General features: G+C 60.8%; 13 protein-coding genes. All 13 read left to right on the top strand.

Features of this window, described 5'->3' with window-relative positions; genetic code table 11:
- The first annotated feature begins 163 nt into the window (after positions 1-163).
- A complete protein-coding gene (locus FJE54_RS11925) occupies positions 164-2,392 on the top strand; it encodes a polyribonucleotide nucleotidyltransferase (protein ID WP_139652985.1) in 2,229 nt (742 codons plus the stop codon).
- 252 nt (positions 2,393-2,644) lie between these two features.
- Positions 2,645-3,409 carry a 4-hydroxy-tetrahydrodipicolinate reductase gene (gene dapB, locus FJE54_RS11930; RefSeq protein WP_139652986.1) on the top strand — a complete coding sequence of 255 codons (765 nt, stop codon included), beginning with the start codon at positions 2,645-2,647 and terminating at the stop codon, positions 3,407-3,409.
- Between the two features lie 73 nt (positions 3,410-3,482).
- Positions 3,483-4,382, top strand: coding sequence for a 4-hydroxy-tetrahydrodipicolinate synthase (gene dapA, locus FJE54_RS11935; protein WP_139652987.1), 900 nt, complete (start codon positions 3,483-3,485; stop codon positions 4,380-4,382).
- Between the two features lie 22 nt (positions 4,383-4,404).
- The gene (locus FJE54_RS11940; protein ID WP_139652988.1) at positions 4,405-6,288 is read left to right on the top strand and encodes a ribonuclease J; all 1,884 of its coding nucleotides are present in this window, start codon (positions 4,405-4,407) and stop codon (positions 6,286-6,288) included.
- Positions 6,289-6,429: 141 nt separating this feature from the next.
- Positions 6,430-8,892: an FtsK/SpoIIIE family DNA translocase gene (locus FJE54_RS11945; RefSeq protein ID WP_139652989.1), complete on the top strand. Its 2,463-nt coding sequence runs from the start codon at positions 6,430-6,432 to the stop codon at positions 8,890-8,892.
- Between the two features lie 3 nt (positions 8,893-8,895).
- On the top strand, positions 8,896-10,017 hold the full coding sequence (locus FJE54_RS11950) for a helix-turn-helix domain-containing protein (protein ID WP_139652990.1): 1,122 nt from the start codon (positions 8,896-8,898) through the stop codon (positions 10,015-10,017).
- Positions 10,018-10,222: 205 nt separating this feature from the next.
- Positions 10,223-10,720, top strand: coding sequence for a YajQ family cyclic di-GMP-binding protein (locus FJE54_RS11960; RefSeq protein ID WP_139652992.1), 498 nt, complete (start codon positions 10,223-10,225; stop codon positions 10,718-10,720).
- Positions 10,721-10,733: 13 nt separating this feature from the next.
- Positions 10,734-12,047 (top strand): 30S ribosomal protein S12 methylthiotransferase RimO, encoded by a 1,314-nt coding sequence (gene rimO, locus FJE54_RS11965; protein ID WP_139652993.1) that lies wholly within the window; start codon positions 10,734-10,736, stop codon positions 12,045-12,047.
- A gap of 3 nt (positions 12,048-12,050) precedes the next feature.
- Positions 12,051-13,292 carry a CDP-diacylglycerol--glycerol-3-phosphate 3-phosphatidyltransferase gene (gene pgsA, locus FJE54_RS11970; protein ID WP_139652994.1) on the top strand — a complete coding sequence of 414 codons (1,242 nt, stop codon included), beginning with the start codon at positions 12,051-12,053 and terminating at the stop codon, positions 13,290-13,292.
- A gap of 226 nt (positions 13,293-13,518) precedes the next feature.
- A complete protein-coding gene (recA, locus tag FJE54_RS11975) occupies positions 13,519-14,571 on the top strand; it encodes a recombinase RecA (RefSeq protein ID WP_139652995.1) in 1,053 nt (350 codons plus the stop codon).
- A gap of 44 nt (positions 14,572-14,615) precedes the next feature.
- Complete coding sequence (locus tag FJE54_RS11980; RefSeq protein WP_139652996.1) at positions 14,616-15,170, top strand: regulatory protein RecX; 555 nt, start codon at positions 14,616-14,618, stop codon at positions 15,168-15,170.
- Between the two features lie 216 nt (positions 15,171-15,386).
- Complete coding sequence (gene rny / locus FJE54_RS11985) at positions 15,387-16,919, top strand: ribonuclease Y (RefSeq protein ID WP_139652997.1); 1,533 nt, start codon at positions 15,387-15,389, stop codon at positions 16,917-16,919.
- On the top strand, positions 16,920-17,999 hold the full coding sequence (locus FJE54_RS11990; protein ID WP_139652998.1) for an ATP-binding protein: 1,080 nt from the start codon (positions 16,920-16,922) through the stop codon (positions 17,997-17,999). It begins immediately after the preceding gene.
- Positions 18,000-18,035: the final 36 nt, after the last annotated feature.

Below are 18,035 nucleotides of genomic sequence, written 5' to 3' on the forward strand. Positions count from 1 at the left end.
ACGCGGGCTTTTGTATATCGGGGCCGCTCGCAAGCGGACTCCGAATCGGTCGGAGGTGCAAGGGCGCCTCTGCTCGTGGAAGCGGGAAATCTAAGTACCCGCACCTCCGAAGAAGCCTTCGCGCAATAGGGTGCGGGGGATTGCAGAGAAAGAAAAAGGCACTATGGAGAAAATTGTCGAATCCTTCGAACTGTACGGAAAATCGTATCGATTCGAAACCGGCGAACTCGCAAAGCAGGCCACCGGGGCCGTGCTCGTCACCCAAGGCGACACGACCGTGCTCGTGACCGCCGTTGTAGGCAAGGAGAAGGCCGATTACGACTTCTTCCCGCTGACGGTCGACTTCATCGAGAAGATGTACGCAGTCGGGCGCATTCCCGGCGGCTACCTCAAACGCGAAGCCCGTCCTTCCGACAAGGGGACGCTCACGGCCCGCATGATCGACCGCCCCATCCGCCCCGGCTTTCCCGACGGATACAAGTACGAAGTCCACGTCGTGGCAACGACGTTCGTGGTCGACAGCATCAATCCGCCCGACTGCATCTGCGTGGCAGGCGCTTCGGCTGCGCTCATGGTCGGCGGCGCGCCGTTCGACGGACCCGCGGCGTGCGTGCGCATCGCCCGCGACAAGGAAACGGGCGAATTCATCGTCAACCCCACGTTCGACGAGCAGGAGAACTCCGACCTCGAGCTTACCATTGCAGGTACCGCCGACTACATCTCGATGGTCGAAGCCGGTGCCGATGAGATATCCGAAGAGGACATGCTCGCCGCTATGACGTTCGGCCAGGAGGCCATCGCGGCGTTCTGCGAGAAGCAGGCCGCGTTCATCGCCAAAGTCAATCCCGAGCCCATGGCTTACAACGTGCATGAGGCCGATCCTTCGATCGCCGCACGCGTCGAGCCGTTCCTCGGCCAGATGTCCGCTGCTCTCAAGGATGCCGACAAGCATGCGCGCATGGACAAAGTAGCCGCACTCAAGGACTCCATCAAGGAAACTGAGTTCTCCGAAGAGGAGCGCGCCGCATGGGGATCGGACATAGCCGCTGCGCTTAAGAAACTCGAGAAGCACGCGATGCGCGCGATGGTCATCGAAACGGGCGAGCGTGCCGACGGCCGCAGTCCCGAGGAGATCCGTCCCTTGCACATAGTGCCGGGCTACCTTCCGCGCGTGCACGGCTCCGGCCTGTTCCAGCGCGGGCAGACCCAGGCGCTTTCCATCTGCACGCTCGGTATGCTCAACGAGTGGCAGCGCCTCGACACGATCGATCCTGCCGAGGGCAAACGCTACATGCACCAGTACAACTTCCCGCCGTATTCCACGGGCGAAACCGGTCGCATGGGCGCCCCGAAGCGTCGCGAGATCGGCCACGGCGCGCTCGCAGAGCGCGCGCTCATCCCCGTGCTTCCGAGCGAGGACGATTTCCCGTACGCGATCCGCGTCGTTTCCGAGGTCCTCGAGTCGAACGGCTCGTCGTCCATGGCGTCTACCTGCGGCTCGACGCTCGCGCTCATGGATGCGGGCGTGCCGATCAAGCGCCCGGTTTCCGGTATCGCGATGGGGTTGATCAAAGAGGGCGACGATGTCGTCATCCTCTCCGACATCCAGGGCATCGAGGACTTCCTCGGCGACATGGACTTCAAGGTGTGCGGAACTGAGAAGGGCATCACCTCGCTTCAGATGGACAACAAGGCGAAAGGCCTTTCGGTCGATATCCTCGCCCGTGCGCTTTCGCAGGCGAAGGACGGCCGCGCCTTCATCCTTTCGGCCATGCTCGAGGAAATTGCCGAACCCCGCACCGAGCTGCGCGATACGGCTCCCCGCATCGAGACCATCCACATTCCGGTCGATAAGATCCGCGACATCATCGGAACGGGCGGCAAGGTTATCCGCGGTATCCAAGATGAGACGGGCGCGACCATCGAGGTGCAGGAAGACGGCACCGTGCACATCGCAGCCGTCGAGGGACCTGCGGGAGATGCCGCCAAGGCCATCATCCTCGGTATCGTCAAAGAGCCCGAGGTCGGCGAAGTCTACGACGGCGAAGTTGTGGGCATCAAGGACTTCGGCGCGTTCATCAAGCTTACGCAGGGTAAAGACGGCCTGCTCCACATTTCGCGCATGGCCAACGGCCGCGTAGCGAAGGTGGAAGACGTGCTTTCCCTCGGCGATATCGTGAAAGTGGAAATCATCGAAGTGGGCGATAACGGCAAGATCTCGCTCGACCGCGTCGACAAACCCGACGCCCCCGCGCAGACGGGCTCCTCCGACAAGAAGGAGCGTTCGGACAACCGCCCGGGCCGCAGCGATCGCAAAGAACGCACGGACCGCGGAAACGGCAGCAAGAGCGAAGGCGGTTCCAACGGCCGCACGCCGCGCCGCCGCCATTAAGTCTTAGCAGAGAAGGACTGCGCTGGGAATCGGGCTGAGCGCAGAACGATTTCGAACGGATGTTTCACGCGAAACATCCGTTCGTTTTTTATGTCGGAAAACGGTAGAGCGCAAGCGGGCCCCGGCTGAAACCGCAATCGAAGCTTCTCGTCGGTGCAGCCAAGCGATTCAAAGCATCGGTTACCGATGCGAAACGCATATCCGGTGCTCGTCCGTGCTACCATAGCGGAAACGAGAGACAGGGAGCGAGCTATGATTCGTGTTGCGGTATCCGGTTGCGCCGGGAGAATGGGCAAGACGGTGGTCGAAGCGGTCGATGCCGCAGACGACATGGAGGTCGTGTGCGGCATCGACCCGCACGGTGCCGAGGCTGGTTTCGCCGTGTATCCCGATGTGCGTACGGCGATCGACAATGCCGATTTCGATGTGCTCGTCGATTTCACGCAACCCGATGTGGTAGCGGGCAACCTCGCGGTCGCCTTGCCTGCGGGCATCGATTGCGTGGTTGGAACGACGGGGCTTTCCAACGCGACGCTCGAGGGGCTCGCCGCAACCGCACCCGACGGCACCTGCCTGTTCTACGCCCCGAATTTCACGACAGGCGCGGTGCTCATGATGCAGTTCGCGAAAGCAGCTGCACCGTACTTTCCCGAAGCCGAGGTCATCGAATTCCATCACGCGAAGAAGAAGGACGCTCCCAGCGGAACCGCCGTGCGCACGGCGCAGATCATCGCCGAGTCGCGCGGGTTCGAAAGCGAGGCTCCCGGCTCCGAGACCGAAATCGAGGGTTGCGAGGGCGCGCGAGGGGCGCTCGTCGACGGGGTGCCGGTGCACTCGGTCCGCTCGATGGGCTACGTTGCAAGCCAGGAGGTCGTGTTCGGCTCGATGGGCCAGTCGCTTGCGATCCGCCACGACTCATGGGATCGCACGTCCTACATGCCGGGCGTGTTGCTCGGCATCCGCAGCGTGGGTGAGGAAAGCGGGCTCATTGTAGGTTTGGAGAACTTCATGGCCTAAGGCGTACATCCGTGGCATAATGCAAGATCACGGTTACTCTGTCAGCACAAAACGCAGTATCGAAGGAGAACACATGGCAGCTAAAGTCGAGCCCCAGTTCGGGCGCATGATACCCGCGATGGTCACCCCGTTTGATGAGAACAGGGATCTCGACCTCGACAAAGCGCAGGCTCTGGCGGTACGGCTCGTCGACGGCGGCAGCGATGCGCTCATCGTGAACGGCACGACCGGCGAGAGCCCGACGGTGTTCTATCCTCAGAAAATCGAACTGTTCAAGGCCATCGTGGCGGCGGTAGGGGATCGGGTTCCCGTGCTTGCCAACGTCGGCGACAACTGTACGGCCGATACGGTCGATTTTGCGAAGGAGGTCAGCGCGCTCGGGGTCGACGGCGTCATGCTCGTGGTGCCGTACTACAACAAACCTCCCCAAGAGGGCCTGTATCAGCACTTCAAGACCATCGCCGAGGCGATCGACTTGCCGGTGATCCTGTACAACATCCCCGGCCGCTGCGTTGTGAACATGGAAGCCGAAACCACGTTACGGCTTGCCCACGATGTCGAGAACATCGTCGCCGTAAAAGAAGCTTCGGGTAATATGGAGCAGATCAAAAGGATCATCGAAGAGTCGCCCGACACCTTCCAGGTGTACTCGGGAGATGACGAGGCAACCTACGAGATCATGAACATGGGAGGCGCCGGCGTCATATCGACGATCGGCAACGTGGCTCCCGCACGTATGAAAGAAATAGTTGAGCTTATCGCAGCCGGAGATACCGAAGGTGCGCGGCAAGCTCATGAGGCGCTACAACCGCTGATGAAAGAACTGTTCGTCACCTCGAACCCGATCCTCGTAAAAGAGGCGCTCAAGCTTTCCGGGTTCCCCGTCGGTGGCGTACGGCTTCCCTTAGTGGATGCGACGCCGGAGCAATCCGAGCACCTTGCGCAAGTCATGCGCCAGGTCGGAGTGCTGTAAACGCACTAGTCAAAGGAATAGTATGGAACAGAACAACCCTCGCGGCAACCGCGAGAATAATCAAGCGCGTAGAGAAAAGAACACGCGCTCGTACAAGCACGTCCAATTGGAGCGGAAACGGCCCCAGCTGACGAAGGGGGAGCAATCCCAAGGGCAGAGTGCACCGCGCAAACGCGGCTCGCAGGATGCGAACCAGCAAAACCAGCAAAATGCTCGCAACCGCGCTTCCGCCGCGCCGAAGCGCGATCCCCAAGCCGAGCTCAAGATTATCCCGCTCGGCGGCCTCGACGCCATCGGCAAGAACATGACGGCGTTCGAGTGCAAAGGCGATATGATCCTCGACGACGCGGGATTGATGTTTCCCGATGACGATCATCCGGGTATCGATCTCATCCTGCCCGATTACACCTACGTGCTCGAAAACGCCGACAAGCTGCGCGGCATCATCATCACGCACGGCCACGAGGATCATACGGGTACGCTTCCGTACCTCATGAAAGACCTCGACCGTCCGGTGCCCATCTACGCGACGAAGCTCACACTCGGGCTCATCGAAGGGAAGTTCGCCGAGCATAAGATCAAAAACGCGAAGCTCATCGAGATAAAACCCGGCGATCAGATCAAGCTCGGATGCTTCACGGCGGAGTTTTTCGCGGTCAACCATTCGATCCCCGGTGCGGTGGGCGTGTTCTTCCAAAGCCCCGCCGGCAACGTGCTCCACACGGGCGACTTCAAGCTCGACCAAACGCCCATCGACGGTGTGCATACCGACTTCGGGGCGCTTTCGAGGTTCAGCAAAATCGGCGTCGATCTCATGATGTCCGATTCCACGAACGCCCAGAACCCCAACTTCACGCCTTCCGAGGCCGAAGTGGGCAAGAACCTTTCGAAGATCATCTCGCAGGCGAAAGGCCGCGTCATCATCGCGTCGTTCGCAAGCCACATCCACCGCATGCAGCAGATCTGCGATGCGGCCATTGCAAACGGGCGCAAGGTGGTCGTCACCGGACGCAGCATGATCCAGAACACCGACATCGCGCGCAGGCTGGGCTATCTCAAAGTGAGCGATTCCGACATCATCGACGCGTACGATCTCAAGGGCATTCCGGCTGACCAGGTGGTCATCATGTGCACCGGTTCGCAGGGAGAGCCGCTTTCGGCGCTTGCGCGCATCGCTAACGGCGAGCACAAGACCATCACCATCGATGAGGGCGATACCGTCATCATTTCGGCCACGCCCGTTCCAGGCAACGAAAAGGCCGTGACGCGCGTCATCAACTCGCTTGCGAAGATCGGCGCCGACGTGTACGACAAGAAGCGGGCTATGGTGCACGTTTCAGGACATGCGGGAGCGGAAGAACTCAAGCTCGTGCTCTCGATCGTGCAGCCGCGGGCATTCATGCCCGTGCATGGCGAGGCGACGCACCTGCGCGCCCATGCGAAGCTCGCAGAGGCTACCGGCGTGCCAAGCGAGAACATCTTCATCTGCGAGAACGGCGAAAGCCTCGAGCTGAGTTCGAAAGGCGTGAGGCGCGGCGAGACCGTGCAGAGCGGTATTGTGTTCGTAGACGGCCTTTCGGTGGGCGATACGTCGCAAAGCGTGCTTGACGAGCGCAACGCGCTCGGGTCGCAAGGGTTTGCAACGGTTGCTGCGGCGATATCGAAGAAGCGCCGCGAGGTGGCAAGCGACGTGCGTGTCGAGATGCACGGTATCACAGGCGGCGACGACGACTATCTGCAGGAGGATGCCGCGAAAGCCGTCAAGAATGCGCTTCAGCGGGCGCTTTCCAAAGATACGCAGATCCGCGAGCTGGAAAAGGCATGCAAGAGCGCTTTGCTCTCGGTTTTGTGGGAGCGGACGAAGCAGCGCCCGATGGTTATAGTGAATATCTTACAGGTTCCGTAGGGCCGCATGTAACGGGAGCGTGCCGCTTCGTGACGATTCGGAGCGCAACCGAGAAAAAAGCCCGCTTAGGCGGGCTTTTCGTCTATACTGTACAAAGTTTGACAATCGCAGCATAAACACAGCATACAAAGGAGCTCGAACGTGGCTCGCCAGACCAATTCCGCAGCCAAGAAAAAACAAACCCAGAGCAAGGGCAAAGCCGCTTCGCCCAAGGAGAAGCAGGCCCAGAAGAACAAGAGTGCCCGCACACCCGTCGAGGATGCCCCGCACCTGATCGACGAGCGTACGCAGCGCGATATCGTCGGCGTCGTGTTCGCCGTGGTGGCGGTCGTCCTGTTCGTCGCCGCGGTCATGCCATCGGATGCGGTGGTGACCTCGTTCATCTCGACTGTTTTGCACCTTACGCTTGGGGTGGGGGCGTACCTGCTGCCGTTTTTCCTCCTCGTTATCGGGGCGAGCTTCCTCATCCGATTCGAACGCCAGCAGGTGCCGGTGCGCGTCGCCGTCGGGCTCGTGATGATATTCATCGCGGTGCTCGCGCTGCTTTCTCTGTTCGCACCGCTCGCCACAGCCGATCCGGGGTCGCTTTTCGATGAGACGGTGCTTGCGGCGCGCGGCGGATACATCGGGTCGGGCATCGCGTGGGCAGGGCTTACGCTCTTCGGCCAAACGATTGCAGCTGTGATCCTCGCAGGCATCATCCTCGCGGGTCTTGTCGTCATCGGATTCTCTATATCGAGCCTCATCGAGAAGGTGCGCTCGCTTCGTTCGCATGACGAGACCGATGAGACCGACGTGCTCGACGCACCCCCGTTCGAACCGCGCATCAAGCGGGTGCGCGAACCCGAGCGTGCTGACGGAGCGGTGCCGAGCCTATCCAATGCCTACACCTCCAAGATCGAGCGCCATCCCAAACGCGCGACGTCTTCGCTCAACACGCAGATACTCGGCGCTGCGGTGCCGACGTTCGACGAACCGGAATCGCACGAGCAGCCCATGACGCGCAAGCTCGGGAAGAAGCGCGAAGATCCGACCGAGGCCGCACCGAAAACGCAGGCGCTAGCAAAGAAGAAAACCAAGGAATCCGCACCGCTCGCCACGCCGCAGCCTCAAGACGGCTTCGCGTTGCCCCCGATGGACCTGCTCGCCCGCTCATCGGGCAAGGGCGCCGGGGCAAGCGAATCGGACCTGCGTGCTACCGCAGCCTGCCTTCAGGAGACACTCGAGGATTTCACTATCATGGCCCAGGTCGTCGGATGGGTTGCAGGTCCTACGGTGACGCTGTTCAAGGTCGATTTGCCCGCAGGCGTGCGCGTGAGTCGCATCACGGCGCTCGAAGACGATATCGCCCTTGCGCTTGCCGCTCCGGGTGTGCGCATCTTCGCGCCGATACCGGGTACGAACTACGTGGGCATCGAGGTGCCGAACCGCACGCGCGAAAGCGTGCTTCTGGGCGATGTGCTGCGCGACGCTTCCGTAGGCCCACTCCAGATCGCCATCGGCAAAGACGTCGAGGGCGTGTCGATCATCACTGATTTGGCGAAGATGCCCCACCTACTCATCGGCGGCACCACCGGATCGGGTAAATCCGTGTCGATCAACGCCATGATCATGTCGATTCTCATGCGCGCGACACCGTCTGAGGTTCGCTTCATCATGATCGACCCCAAACGCGTCGAATTCACGCCCTACAACGGGATTCCGCACCTCTATGTTCCCGTCGTGACCGAGGCGAAAGAGGCTGCAAGTGCGCTTTCGTGGGGCGTGGCCGAAATGGAGCGGCGCTTGAAGGTGTTTTCGAAGGTGGGCGCCCGCAACATCGGGCAGTACAACGCCAAGGTGCAGTCGGGTTCGCTCGAAGACGAAGAGGCGAAAGAGCTACCTTACATCGTCATCATCATAGACGAGCTTGCCGATCTTATGATGAATGTCGGCAAGGAGGTGGAGTTTTCAATCTCGCGCATCGCGCAGCTTGCGCGTGCGGCGGGCATCCACCTCATCGTTGCGACGCAGCGACCTTCGACCAACGTGGTGACGGGCCTTATCAAGGCGAACATCACGAATCGCATCGCGTTCAACGTGGCATCGGGCATCGATTCGCGCGTCGTTCTCGATACGCCCGGCGCCGAGAACCTCATCGGTTTGGGCGACCTTCTGTTCTCCAAGCCCGAATACGCTAAACCTCAGCGCATCCAGGGGTGCTACGTATCGGAAGACGAGATCAACGCCGTCGTCGATATGCTGAAATCACAGGGCGAGCCCGAGTACCATTCGGAAATCCTGAACACGAACCTCATCACGCTCGGAGCTTCGGCACCCGACGGATCGGGCGGTTCGGGATCGAGCGACGATCCGCTTATCTGGGAAGCTGCGGAAATCGTCGTGTCGAGCGGGCTCGGATCGACCTCGAACATCCAGCGGCGCCTCAAAGTTGGCTATTCGCGAGCAGGGCGTATAATGGACATGCTTGAAGAAAAGGGCATCGTCGGACCTCCGAACGGCAGCAAGCCGCGCGAGGTGCTCGTCGATGCGATGGAACTCGAAACGCTCAAGGCATTCGAGGCTCAAGACGAAGCCGACGATGCAACGTATGCGAGGGAGTAAGACGTGGACCAGGTGAATTTCGGAACGGTTTTGCAAGATGCCCGCATACGCAAGGGCTATGACTTGGCTACCGCGGCCCGGCGTTTACGGATACGCCCCGATATCCTCCAGGCGATCGAGGCGAGCGACTTTACGCGCATGCCTCCGCGCGGCTACGCCCGCAATATGGTGAACGCCTACGCACGCTACCTCGGGCTCAACCCGACTGAAGTGACGCGCATGTACCTCGACGAAGCGTACGCCTATCAGGTGGGCAGGGCCCGCTCCGATACCCGGCAGCAAAGCGGGTTCGACATGACGGGGGCCGCGGGGTCGAGGCGGGCGGCGCGCAGGGATTTCGACGACCATGGGGAAACCTCGGCGCTCGGGCGCAAGCTCTACGTGGACGATCCCCATCGCGACCGCCGGCGCGCCGAAGCCTCGCAGACCGAGCGTCATCCCGACGTGCAGACGCATCGGTCGAACAGGAGCGCACTTCCGAACACGCAATACACGAATTTCTATTCCGGGCCGAAGGCATCGCCTCTCTCGAATTCGAAACTTCCGTTCATCATCGCCGGTGCGGTCATCCTCGTGCTGCTCGTCATCGTGCTTGTGCTCGTGTTCGGGCGGGGCGGGACACCGGAAGACGATGCACCTAAACTTCCCGTCTCGGGCCTGACCGATCCCGAGGGGTCGGATACCCCATCCGAAGGATCCGATTCAGACGAATCCCAGACGCAGACGCCTGCAAAAGTGGCGCCTGCGAAGGCGGTGTTCAAGTACGAAGTTGGATCGGATGCGAGCCCTTATATCGAAATCTACGTCGATGGCTCCGATACGCCTATCGTTGCGGAGAACATAACCGGTCCCGCATCGAAGGAATACGATGTAACGGGAACGCTCAGGTTCGTGACCACGAGTCCCGAATCGGTGAAGGTATACCAAGATGGGGAGGAGCTTGAGCTCGCCGATCCGAACAGTGCAGGAGTCTATCAGGTCACGGTCGACTTCGCTGCGGTCAAGCAGCAGTGGGAGCAGGAGAACGGCACGGCTTCGGGCGATGCCGACGGCGCCGCGAACACCAACGCAGCAGACGGCGGAAGCGGGGATGCGGGCGACGGAGACGGCGGCGCGAGCGCCTAGATTTGCCTGCACGCCCAACGCGCTTGAAACCGCTGCGCGGTAAAAAGTGGGCGGTTTTCGATGATCTGTCCAGACGGGGGCCTTTTCGGCCCCCGTTTGCTTATAATAGGGCGAACACCTGAGGGCTCAACCGTCTTCGGGCCTCACGCGAGACGAATCGCAGCGCCGCCTTCGCGCGGCGCTTCGCACGATCGAAAGGAATACCATGGCAAAGGAATCGAGCTTCGACGTCGTATCGAGCGTCGACATGCAGGAGGTCGACAACGCGTTCGGGCAGGCCAAAAAGGAGCTTGTACAGCGCTACGACCTCAAGGATTCAGGGGCCGAGATAACGCTTGACAAGCAGGGCAAATCGATGACCGTATCTGCTCCGAGCGATTTCGTGGCCAAGCAGGTCATCGACGTCATCTCGTCGAAGCTCGTTAAGCGCGGCATCGATTTAGGGGCCGTGAAATGGGGTTCTGCCCAGCCCGCCGCAGGCCAGAGCGTCCGTCAGACGGCAACGATCGTCGAAGGCATCGACCGCGATACCGCGTCGGCCATCAACAAGGACATCAAAGCCGAGAAATTCAAGGTCAAGGTGCAGATAGAAGGCGACAAGCTGCGGGTGAGCTCGCCTTCGCGCGATGCGCTTCAGGACGTGATCGCATTTTTGAAGGATAAGGATTACGGTCAGCCGCTCCAGTACGTGAACTACCGGTAAGCCGTACGAACCGATGGCCGGTACCTTCCATTCACCGCGCGTGTGCTTCGTCACGCTCGGGTGCGCGAAAAACGAGGTGGACAGCGACCGCATGAAGCGGCAGGCAGCTGCTGCGGGATTTGTCCCTGTAAACGACGCCCTCGAAGCCGATGCGATCGTGGTCAACACCTGCTCGTTCATCGAAGCGGCAACCGAAGAGAGCCTCGAGACGATCTTCGAGCTGTCCGACATCGAACGGCCCAGCGGCAAGCGTGTTCCCCTCGTGGTCGCCGGCTGCATGCCAGCACGCTACGGCGACGAACTTGAAGGCGAGCTCACGGAAGCGGCAGCGTTCGTGCCGTGCAGCAAGGAGGACGACATAGCGACGGTGTTGAGCCGCGTGCTCGATACGGACTGCTCCGCTCGCCCGACCGATGCAGGCGAGGCTCTGCCGAGCGGGGAAGATGCGTCGTATTTTGCCTACGTCAAGATATCCGACGGGTGCGACCGGTTCTGCTCGTTTTGCACGATACCGTACATCCGCGGCCGCTACCGCAGCTTTTCCTTCGACGCCATCGCTGCCGAAGTTAAGCGCGCCGTCGCTTCGGGCGCGAAGGAGATCGTGCTCATCGCGCAGGATACCGGGCGTTGGGGCGAAGACTTCGAAGAGCCCTCGACGCTCGCGCGGCTCGTTTCGAGCCTTGCCGAAACGTTTCCGACCACGTGGTTTCGCGTCATGTACCTCCAGCCCGAAGGCGTAACCGACGAGCTGCTCGACGCCGTCTCCTCGTACGAAAACGTGGCGAACTACTTCGATATCCCCCTTCAGCACGTGCAACCGTCCCTGTTGCGCGCAATGAACCGCACCGGGTCGCGCAGCGAATTCGAAGCCCTCCTCGACCGCATCAGAAACCGCGTGAGGGGCGTTTCGCTGCGCACGACGCTCATCGCCGGATTTCCGGGCGAGAGCGAAGAGGATTTCGAAGCGCTCTGCGACTTTGTCGAAGAAGCCGGATTCGATTACGTGGGGGTGTTTCCCTATTCCCGCGAAGAAGGCACGCGGGCGGCACGCATGGACGGGCAGATCGACGAGGACGTGAAGCGCGAGCGAGCCCAAGTGTTGCGCGATGTCGCCGATGCCGTCTGCACGGCGCGCGTGGCGGAACGGACGGGATCGACGATGGACGTGCTCGTGCTCGGCCGCGAGGAGGACGGCCAGCTCTTCGGCAGAGCGATGTGCCAGGCTCCCGACGTCGACGGCGTCGTCTATCTCGAGAAGGGCGAACCCGGCCAGATCGTTACGGTGACGATTGGCGATACCTTGCTCTACGAAATGGAGGCAGAGTAGCTCATGGCGGCTCCCCATCCAACGCACGAAAAACTGTGGACTCCCGCAAACATCGTAACCTTTCTGCGCATATGCGGCGTGCCGCTGTTCGTTATCGCCATCATCAGCCCGTGGCCCGCTTGGTTTCCCGAGTGGCACGACGCAGAAGTATGGAAATCGTGGATCGCCGCGGGCATATTCATCCTGCTCGCGGCAACCGATGGGCTCGACGGGTACCTTGCGCGCAGCCGGGGCGAGGTGACGAACCTCGGCAAGTTCATGGATCCGCTTGCCGATAAGATTCTCGTAGCGGCGGCGCTTCTTGCGCTCATCGAGCTCGGCGTCTTGCCGTCGTGGGTCGCGCTGGTGATCCTGTGCCGCGAGTTCATCGTGTCGGGCATCCGTATGGTGGCGGCGAGCCAGGGCGTCGTGATTGCGGCAAGCTGGTACGGCAAGGCGAAAACAGTCACGCAGATCATCGCCATCGTGTTGTTCATCATCAAGGACTCCGAGCAGATCACCACGTTTTCGCAGGTGTTCAGCAACCATCTGTACCTCATCTCGTGGTTGGTCATGCTCGTAGCCGTCATCCTCACGATCGTATCGATGCTCGATTACTTCGTGAAGGCGCGCGAGATCCTCGGGTTCACGAAATCGTCGCGCAAAGCGAAAGGCGAAGCCGGCAGGGCGCCGCAAAATGCGTCGGGGGAGGAAGGCGAGGCATTTCGTGAGCTTACTGCCGAAGAGGCGGCCTCCATCGAGCCCGCTGCCCTCGAAGCGCTTGCGAAAGACGTGCTCGCGAAGGCGCGCGAGGCTGATTTGACGATCGGCACGGCTGAAAGCTGCACGGGCGGCTTGATCGCTGCTACGCTGACCGCGGTGCCGGGAAGTTCCGAAACCGTGGCGGGCGGCATTGTAAGCTATTCGAACGACGTGAAGCGCGCTGAGCTCGACGTCCGGCGCGAGACGCTCGAGGTTGCCGGTGCGGTGAGCTCGCAGACCGCCGAGCAGATGGCCGACGGCGCGCGCAAGCACCTCGGTGTCGACATCGCCGTTTCGGTGACCGGTATTGCCGGGCCCGGGGGAGCCGTCGAGGGAAAGCCCGTCGGAACCGTTTGGATCGGTCTGTCCGACGCAGCCATAACGGTGTCGAAGCTGCACCGCTTTCCCGGTGACCGCGAGCAGGTCAGGCTCCTGAGCGTGAGGGCGGCGTTGGAGTTCGTACGCGAAGCAATCGCAGGACGGTGCGCATCGCGTACGCTTTAGCTCGCCCGCAGGCGTAAACCGTGCAAGATCGCGTGCAGATCGAAGTCCTCAGCGTGTATGATCCGCGTAAGGTTCGTGTCCCACTGCGTTCCTTCGCCTGCACGATCCGTATGCCATACTGGGAATTACCATGCGAATCGGAACAAATGCTTGACCGACAAACATTTGTTCGTATAATGGGAACAGTCCGCATGCACTACAGACGCACTACAGCGAGGAGAAGGAAATGAACCAGGACAAGGCCAAGATGCTCAAGTTGACGACCGACCAGATCGAAGGCAAGTTCGGTCAGGGGTCGATCATGAAACTCGGCGAAGACGGAAAGCATCTCGCCATCGGCGTGATTCCCACGGGAGCCCTTCCGCTCGATGCCGCGCTCGGCATCGGGGGCGTGCCCCGCGGCCGCATTGTCGAGGTGTACGGCCCCGAAGCGAGCGGCAAGACCACGCTCGCGCTCCAGATCCTCGCAGAAGCGCAGGCCCTCGGCGGTGTGTGCGCCTTCATCGACGCCGAGCATGCGCTCGACCCCGTGTACGCAGCGCGCCTCGGCGTCGACATCGACGAAGTGCTCATCTCGCAGCCCGACACCGGCGAGCAGGGCCTTGAAATCTGCGACATGCTCGTGCGCAGCGGCGCGATCGATTGCATCGTCGTCGACTCGGTAGCAGCCCTCGTACCCCGTGCGGAAATCGAAGGGGAGATCGGCGATACGTCGGTGGGCCTGCAAGCGCGACTCATGTCCCAGGCGCTTCGGAAACTGGCAGGTTCGCTTTCGAAATCGAACACCACCTGCATCTTCATCAATCAGCTTCGCGAGAAGATCGGCGTGATGTTCGGCAATCCCGAAACCACGACGGGCGGCCGCGCTCTCAAATTCTTCTCGAGCGTGCGCATCGACATCCGCCGCATCGATTCGATCAAAAAAGACGGCGAGGTGGTCGGCAACCGCGTAAGGGCCAAGGTGGTCAAGAACAAGGTCGCTCCACCGTTTCGCCAAGCCGAATTCGACCTCATGTACGGCGAGGGCATCTCACGCGAAGGCTGCATCGTTGACATGGGCGTCGAGGCGGGCGTCGTGAAGAAAAGCGGTGCCTGGTACACCTACGGCGAAGAGCGCCTCGGACAAGGGCGCGAAGCGGCGAAGCTCACCATGAAGGAGAACCCCGATTTACGCGACGAGATAGAAGTGAAGGTACGCGAGTTCTTCGAGATCCCCGTCATCACCGCTTCGGAGGAATCGGAAGTGGAAGCCGCGCCCAAGCCTTCCAGTAAGAAATAACCGTCCGGTTGTTTTGATATACAGCGGATCGGGATCGAAGAGCAATGCCCTACATCGACGAACAGTTCATAGAGGATATGAAGCGCCGCCTCGGCGATGCCGGGAAACCTCGCGCGAGCGCTGAGGGAGCATCTGGTGAGATCGCTTCTTCGGCGCTCGACGACGAAGCGTTCGAGGCATACAAGAAGATACAGCGCCTCGTGAGTGCAAGCGAGCGATCGTCGAAGGGCCTGCGCGAGCGGCTTGCCCGCGATGGGTTTTCGCCCGAAGCGGTCGAGGCGGCTCTTGCGCGCTCGATCGAATACGGCATCGTCGATGACGTTCGGTACGCCGAAGCCTACGTGCGTGCGAAACTCGGCGCAGGGAAGGGAAGGCGCGGGATCGAAGCGGAGTTGCGAGATCTTGGAATCGACCCCGACGAGGTACTCAATTGGGCCGAATGCGACGAGGATGAGGTGCAGCGGGCTCTCGCCGTCCTCGAAAAACGCCCACCTACCGCGAAGAACAAACGCGATGCCGCCTACCGCAGGCTCGTTTCGAAGGGATACGGCTCCGCGGCCGCTCAGAGCGCTGCCCGCATATGGAGCGAATCGTCATAATTTCCAAAAAGCCTTTATCAAAATCGCAGAAACCTTTATCATGGTAACCAGCATTGAGTGCTTGCGTACCCGATAGGGTGCTTACTATAGGGACAATCCAATATGTGTGCTCTTACGTGCGCGATCGCTCATGCCAGGTGTTTTACCCGGCATTTTTTATGCCGAACCATACCAATGAATAGATGACCAGGAACAACGAATTGAAAGGGGGAGCGAATGCCTGAAGTATTATGGTTCGTTATCGGGGCCGTCATCGGTATCGCTCTCGGTTTTGTTATCACGCGCTTCGTCGTGAACGCATCGACGAAGCGGGCAGCGCAAGAGGCGGAAGGCCTCGTCGCGGATGCGAAGAAACAAGCCGAAACGCTCCGTAGGGAGGCGATCGTCGAAGCGAAGGACGAAGTCCTCAAGATGAAGCAGGATGCGCAAGCGGAGAACAAAGAGCGTATGCGCGAAGTGCGTACAGCCGAGAACCGCCTGTCGCAACGCGAAGAGTCGCTCGACCGCCGCGTCGAATCGCTCGATGCCCGCGAGCACCAGATTTCCTCCATGCAAGGCCAGATCGAACGCCGCGAGCGCGATCTGAAAGATGCTGCCGACGAGGTGAACCGTCGCCTCGAGCGCGTTGCGGGAATGTCTCCCGACGAGGCGAAGGCAGAGTTGCTCGACATGCTCAAAGAAGAGGTCACCCACGAATCCGCCGCCATAATCCGCGATGCGGAAATGCGCACGAAAGCGGAGGCCGATAAGAAGTCCCGCGAAATCCTCAGCCTCGCAATCCAGCGCGTCGCCGCCGATCATTCGGCGGAAAGCACGGTGTCTGCCATCCATATCCCCTCCGACGACCTCAAGGGGCGCATCATCGGGCGCGAGGGCCGCAACATCCGCTCGTTCGAGCAGCTCACCGGTACGAATCTCATCATCGACGATACACCCGAATGCGTGACCATCTCGTGCTTCGATCCGGTACGTCGCGAAATCGGACGCGTGACCATGGAAAACCTCATCGCCGACGGGCGCATTCACCCAGCGCGCATCGAGGAGATGTTCGGCAAGGCCGAAGAATACGTGAACCAGCGCGTGCAGGAAGCGGGCGAGCAGGCTACGTTCGACACCGGCATCCACGATCTGCATCCCGAGCTCGTGCGTACGCTCGGCAGGCTCAGATACCGCACGTCCTACGGGCAAAACGTGCTCAACCACTCGCTCGAGGTCGCGTATCTGAGCGGTGTCATGGCAGCGGAACTCGGTCTCGATCCTATCCCTGCGAAGCGTGCGGGCCTTCTGCACGATCTCGGCAAGGCGGTCGATCACGAAGTGGAGGGCAGCCATGCGGTGATCGGAGCCGATCTTGCACGTCGCTTCGGCGAGCGGCCCGAGATCGTCCATGCGATCGAAGCCCATCACAACGACGTCGAACCCAACAGCGTGCTCGACGTACTCGTGCAGGCGGCTGACGCCGTATCGGCAGCGCGTCCGGGAGCGCGTAAGGAAACGCTCGATTCCTACATCAAGCGCCTTGAGAAACTCGAGGAAATCGCCAATGCCCATAAGGGCGTCGAGCGCACGTACGCCATCCAGGCGGGCCGCGAAGTTCGCGTCATGGTGACCCCCGAAGTTGTGGACGAGGCTGCCACAACCGTTCTCGCACACGACATCGCGCATCAGATCGAGAGCGAGATGCAGTATCCCGGCCAAGTTAAGGTCGTCGTGATTCGCGAAAGCCGCGCAAGCGCCGTAGCCAAGTAAATGGCCGACCGCTCGCTGACATCGTTCATCGAAGAGGTTTCGGGCGATAGCCATCTCCGGGTCGAAGACGACCTCGGGGATGGCTTCGTTCGTTTACGGAGCGCCGAAGCAGAGCGAAGGCAGGCGCGCCACGATATCCGCTCGACCGAAGACATCGTGATCGAGATGCTCCGCAACGCACGCGACGCCCATGCGCGCAGCATCTTCGTTGCGCTGTCCCGTGAGGGCACACTGCGCAGGATCTGCATGGTCGACGACGGCGACGGCATACCGATACCGATGCAGCCCCGCGTGTTCGAACCGCGCGTCACGTCCAAGCTCGATACGATGCATGTGGACAAATGGGGCGTACACGGAAGGGGCATGGCGCTGTTCTCCATAGCGGAGAACGCACGAAGCGCCTGCGTGGTCGCTTCCGATAAGGGTAAAGGAGCGTCGCTCGCCGTCGAGACGGATCTCGAAGAATTGCCTGAGAAGGCCGACCAATCGAGCATGCCCGTATTCGGCTACGACAGCGAAGGCGAGCTTCAGATACGGGGACCGCGCAACATCAACCGTCTCGTGTGCGAGTTCGCCTACGAGCATCGCTCGTCTTTGAGCGTGTACTGCGGCTCTCCTACCGATATCGCTGCAACGCTGTACGATTTCGGCATGGCGACGGTTTCGTCGAATGCCCGCGCGTTCGCCACCGACGCATCAGAGTTTCCCGTTGCCAAACGCCTGTGCCTGGCAATCGATCCGGAATCGTTCGCGGAACTCGCAGCGGCAATCGGCCTGCCCATGTCGCAGCGTTCCGCACGCAGGATTCTCGACGGGTCGATTAGATCGCTCGAGTCGATCGCCGATTCCCTTGTGTTCGAGGATGAGAGGACGGGGCACGGAAAAGCATCCAAGCGACACGGTGGCGATGCGCGGGGACTGAGGATCGACGGAGCCGATCTCACCGAGTTCTCGACCGCTTTGAAGACCGCGTTCGCCGATTTGGCGCAGCGCTACTACCTCGAATCCGACATAGAGCCCGACATCCGCGTTTCACGCGAGGGGATTCGCGTGAACTTTCCCGTATCCAAGCTGCTCTAAGTTGCGCGCGCTTTGATTAATCGCTAGAATAAACGT

This window comes from Raoultibacter phocaeensis (assembly GCF_901411515.1).
GTDB classification, from domain to species: domain Bacteria; phylum Actinomycetota; class Coriobacteriia; order Coriobacteriales; family Eggerthellaceae; genus Raoultibacter; species Raoultibacter phocaeensis.

Bases quoted from the DNA above. Each gene is read 5' to 3' on its own strand.
- FJE54_RS11925 (WP_139652985.1), top strand. From the start codon at position 164: ATGGAGAAAATTGTCGAATCCTTCGAACTGTACGGAAAATCGTATCGA.
- dapB (WP_139652986.1), top strand. From the start codon at position 2,645: ATGATTCGTGTTGCGGTATCCGGTTGCGCCGGGAGAATGGGCAAGACG.
- dapA (WP_139652987.1), top strand. From the start codon at position 3,483: ATGGCAGCTAAAGTCGAGCCCCAGTTCGGGCGCATGATACCCGCGATG.
- FJE54_RS11940 (WP_139652988.1), top strand. From the start codon at position 4,405: ATGGAACAGAACAACCCTCGCGGCAACCGCGAGAATAATCAAGCGCGT.
- FJE54_RS11960 (WP_139652992.1), top strand. From the start codon at position 10,223: ATGGCAAAGGAATCGAGCTTCGACGTCGTATCGAGCGTCGACATGCAG.
- rimO (WP_139652993.1), top strand. From the start codon at position 10,734: ATGGCCGGTACCTTCCATTCACCGCGCGTGTGCTTCGTCACGCTCGGG.
- pgsA (WP_139652994.1), top strand. From the start codon at position 12,051: ATGGCGGCTCCCCATCCAACGCACGAAAAACTGTGGACTCCCGCAAAC.
- recA (WP_139652995.1), top strand. From the start codon at position 13,519: ATGAACCAGGACAAGGCCAAGATGCTCAAGTTGACGACCGACCAGATC.
- FJE54_RS11980 (WP_139652996.1), top strand. From the start codon at position 14,616: ATGCCCTACATCGACGAACAGTTCATAGAGGATATGAAGCGCCGCCTC.
- rny (WP_139652997.1), top strand. From the start codon at position 15,387: ATGCCTGAAGTATTATGGTTCGTTATCGGGGCCGTCATCGGTATCGCT.
- FJE54_RS11990 (WP_139652998.1), top strand. From the start codon at position 16,920: ATGGCCGACCGCTCGCTGACATCGTTCATCGAAGAGGTTTCGGGCGAT.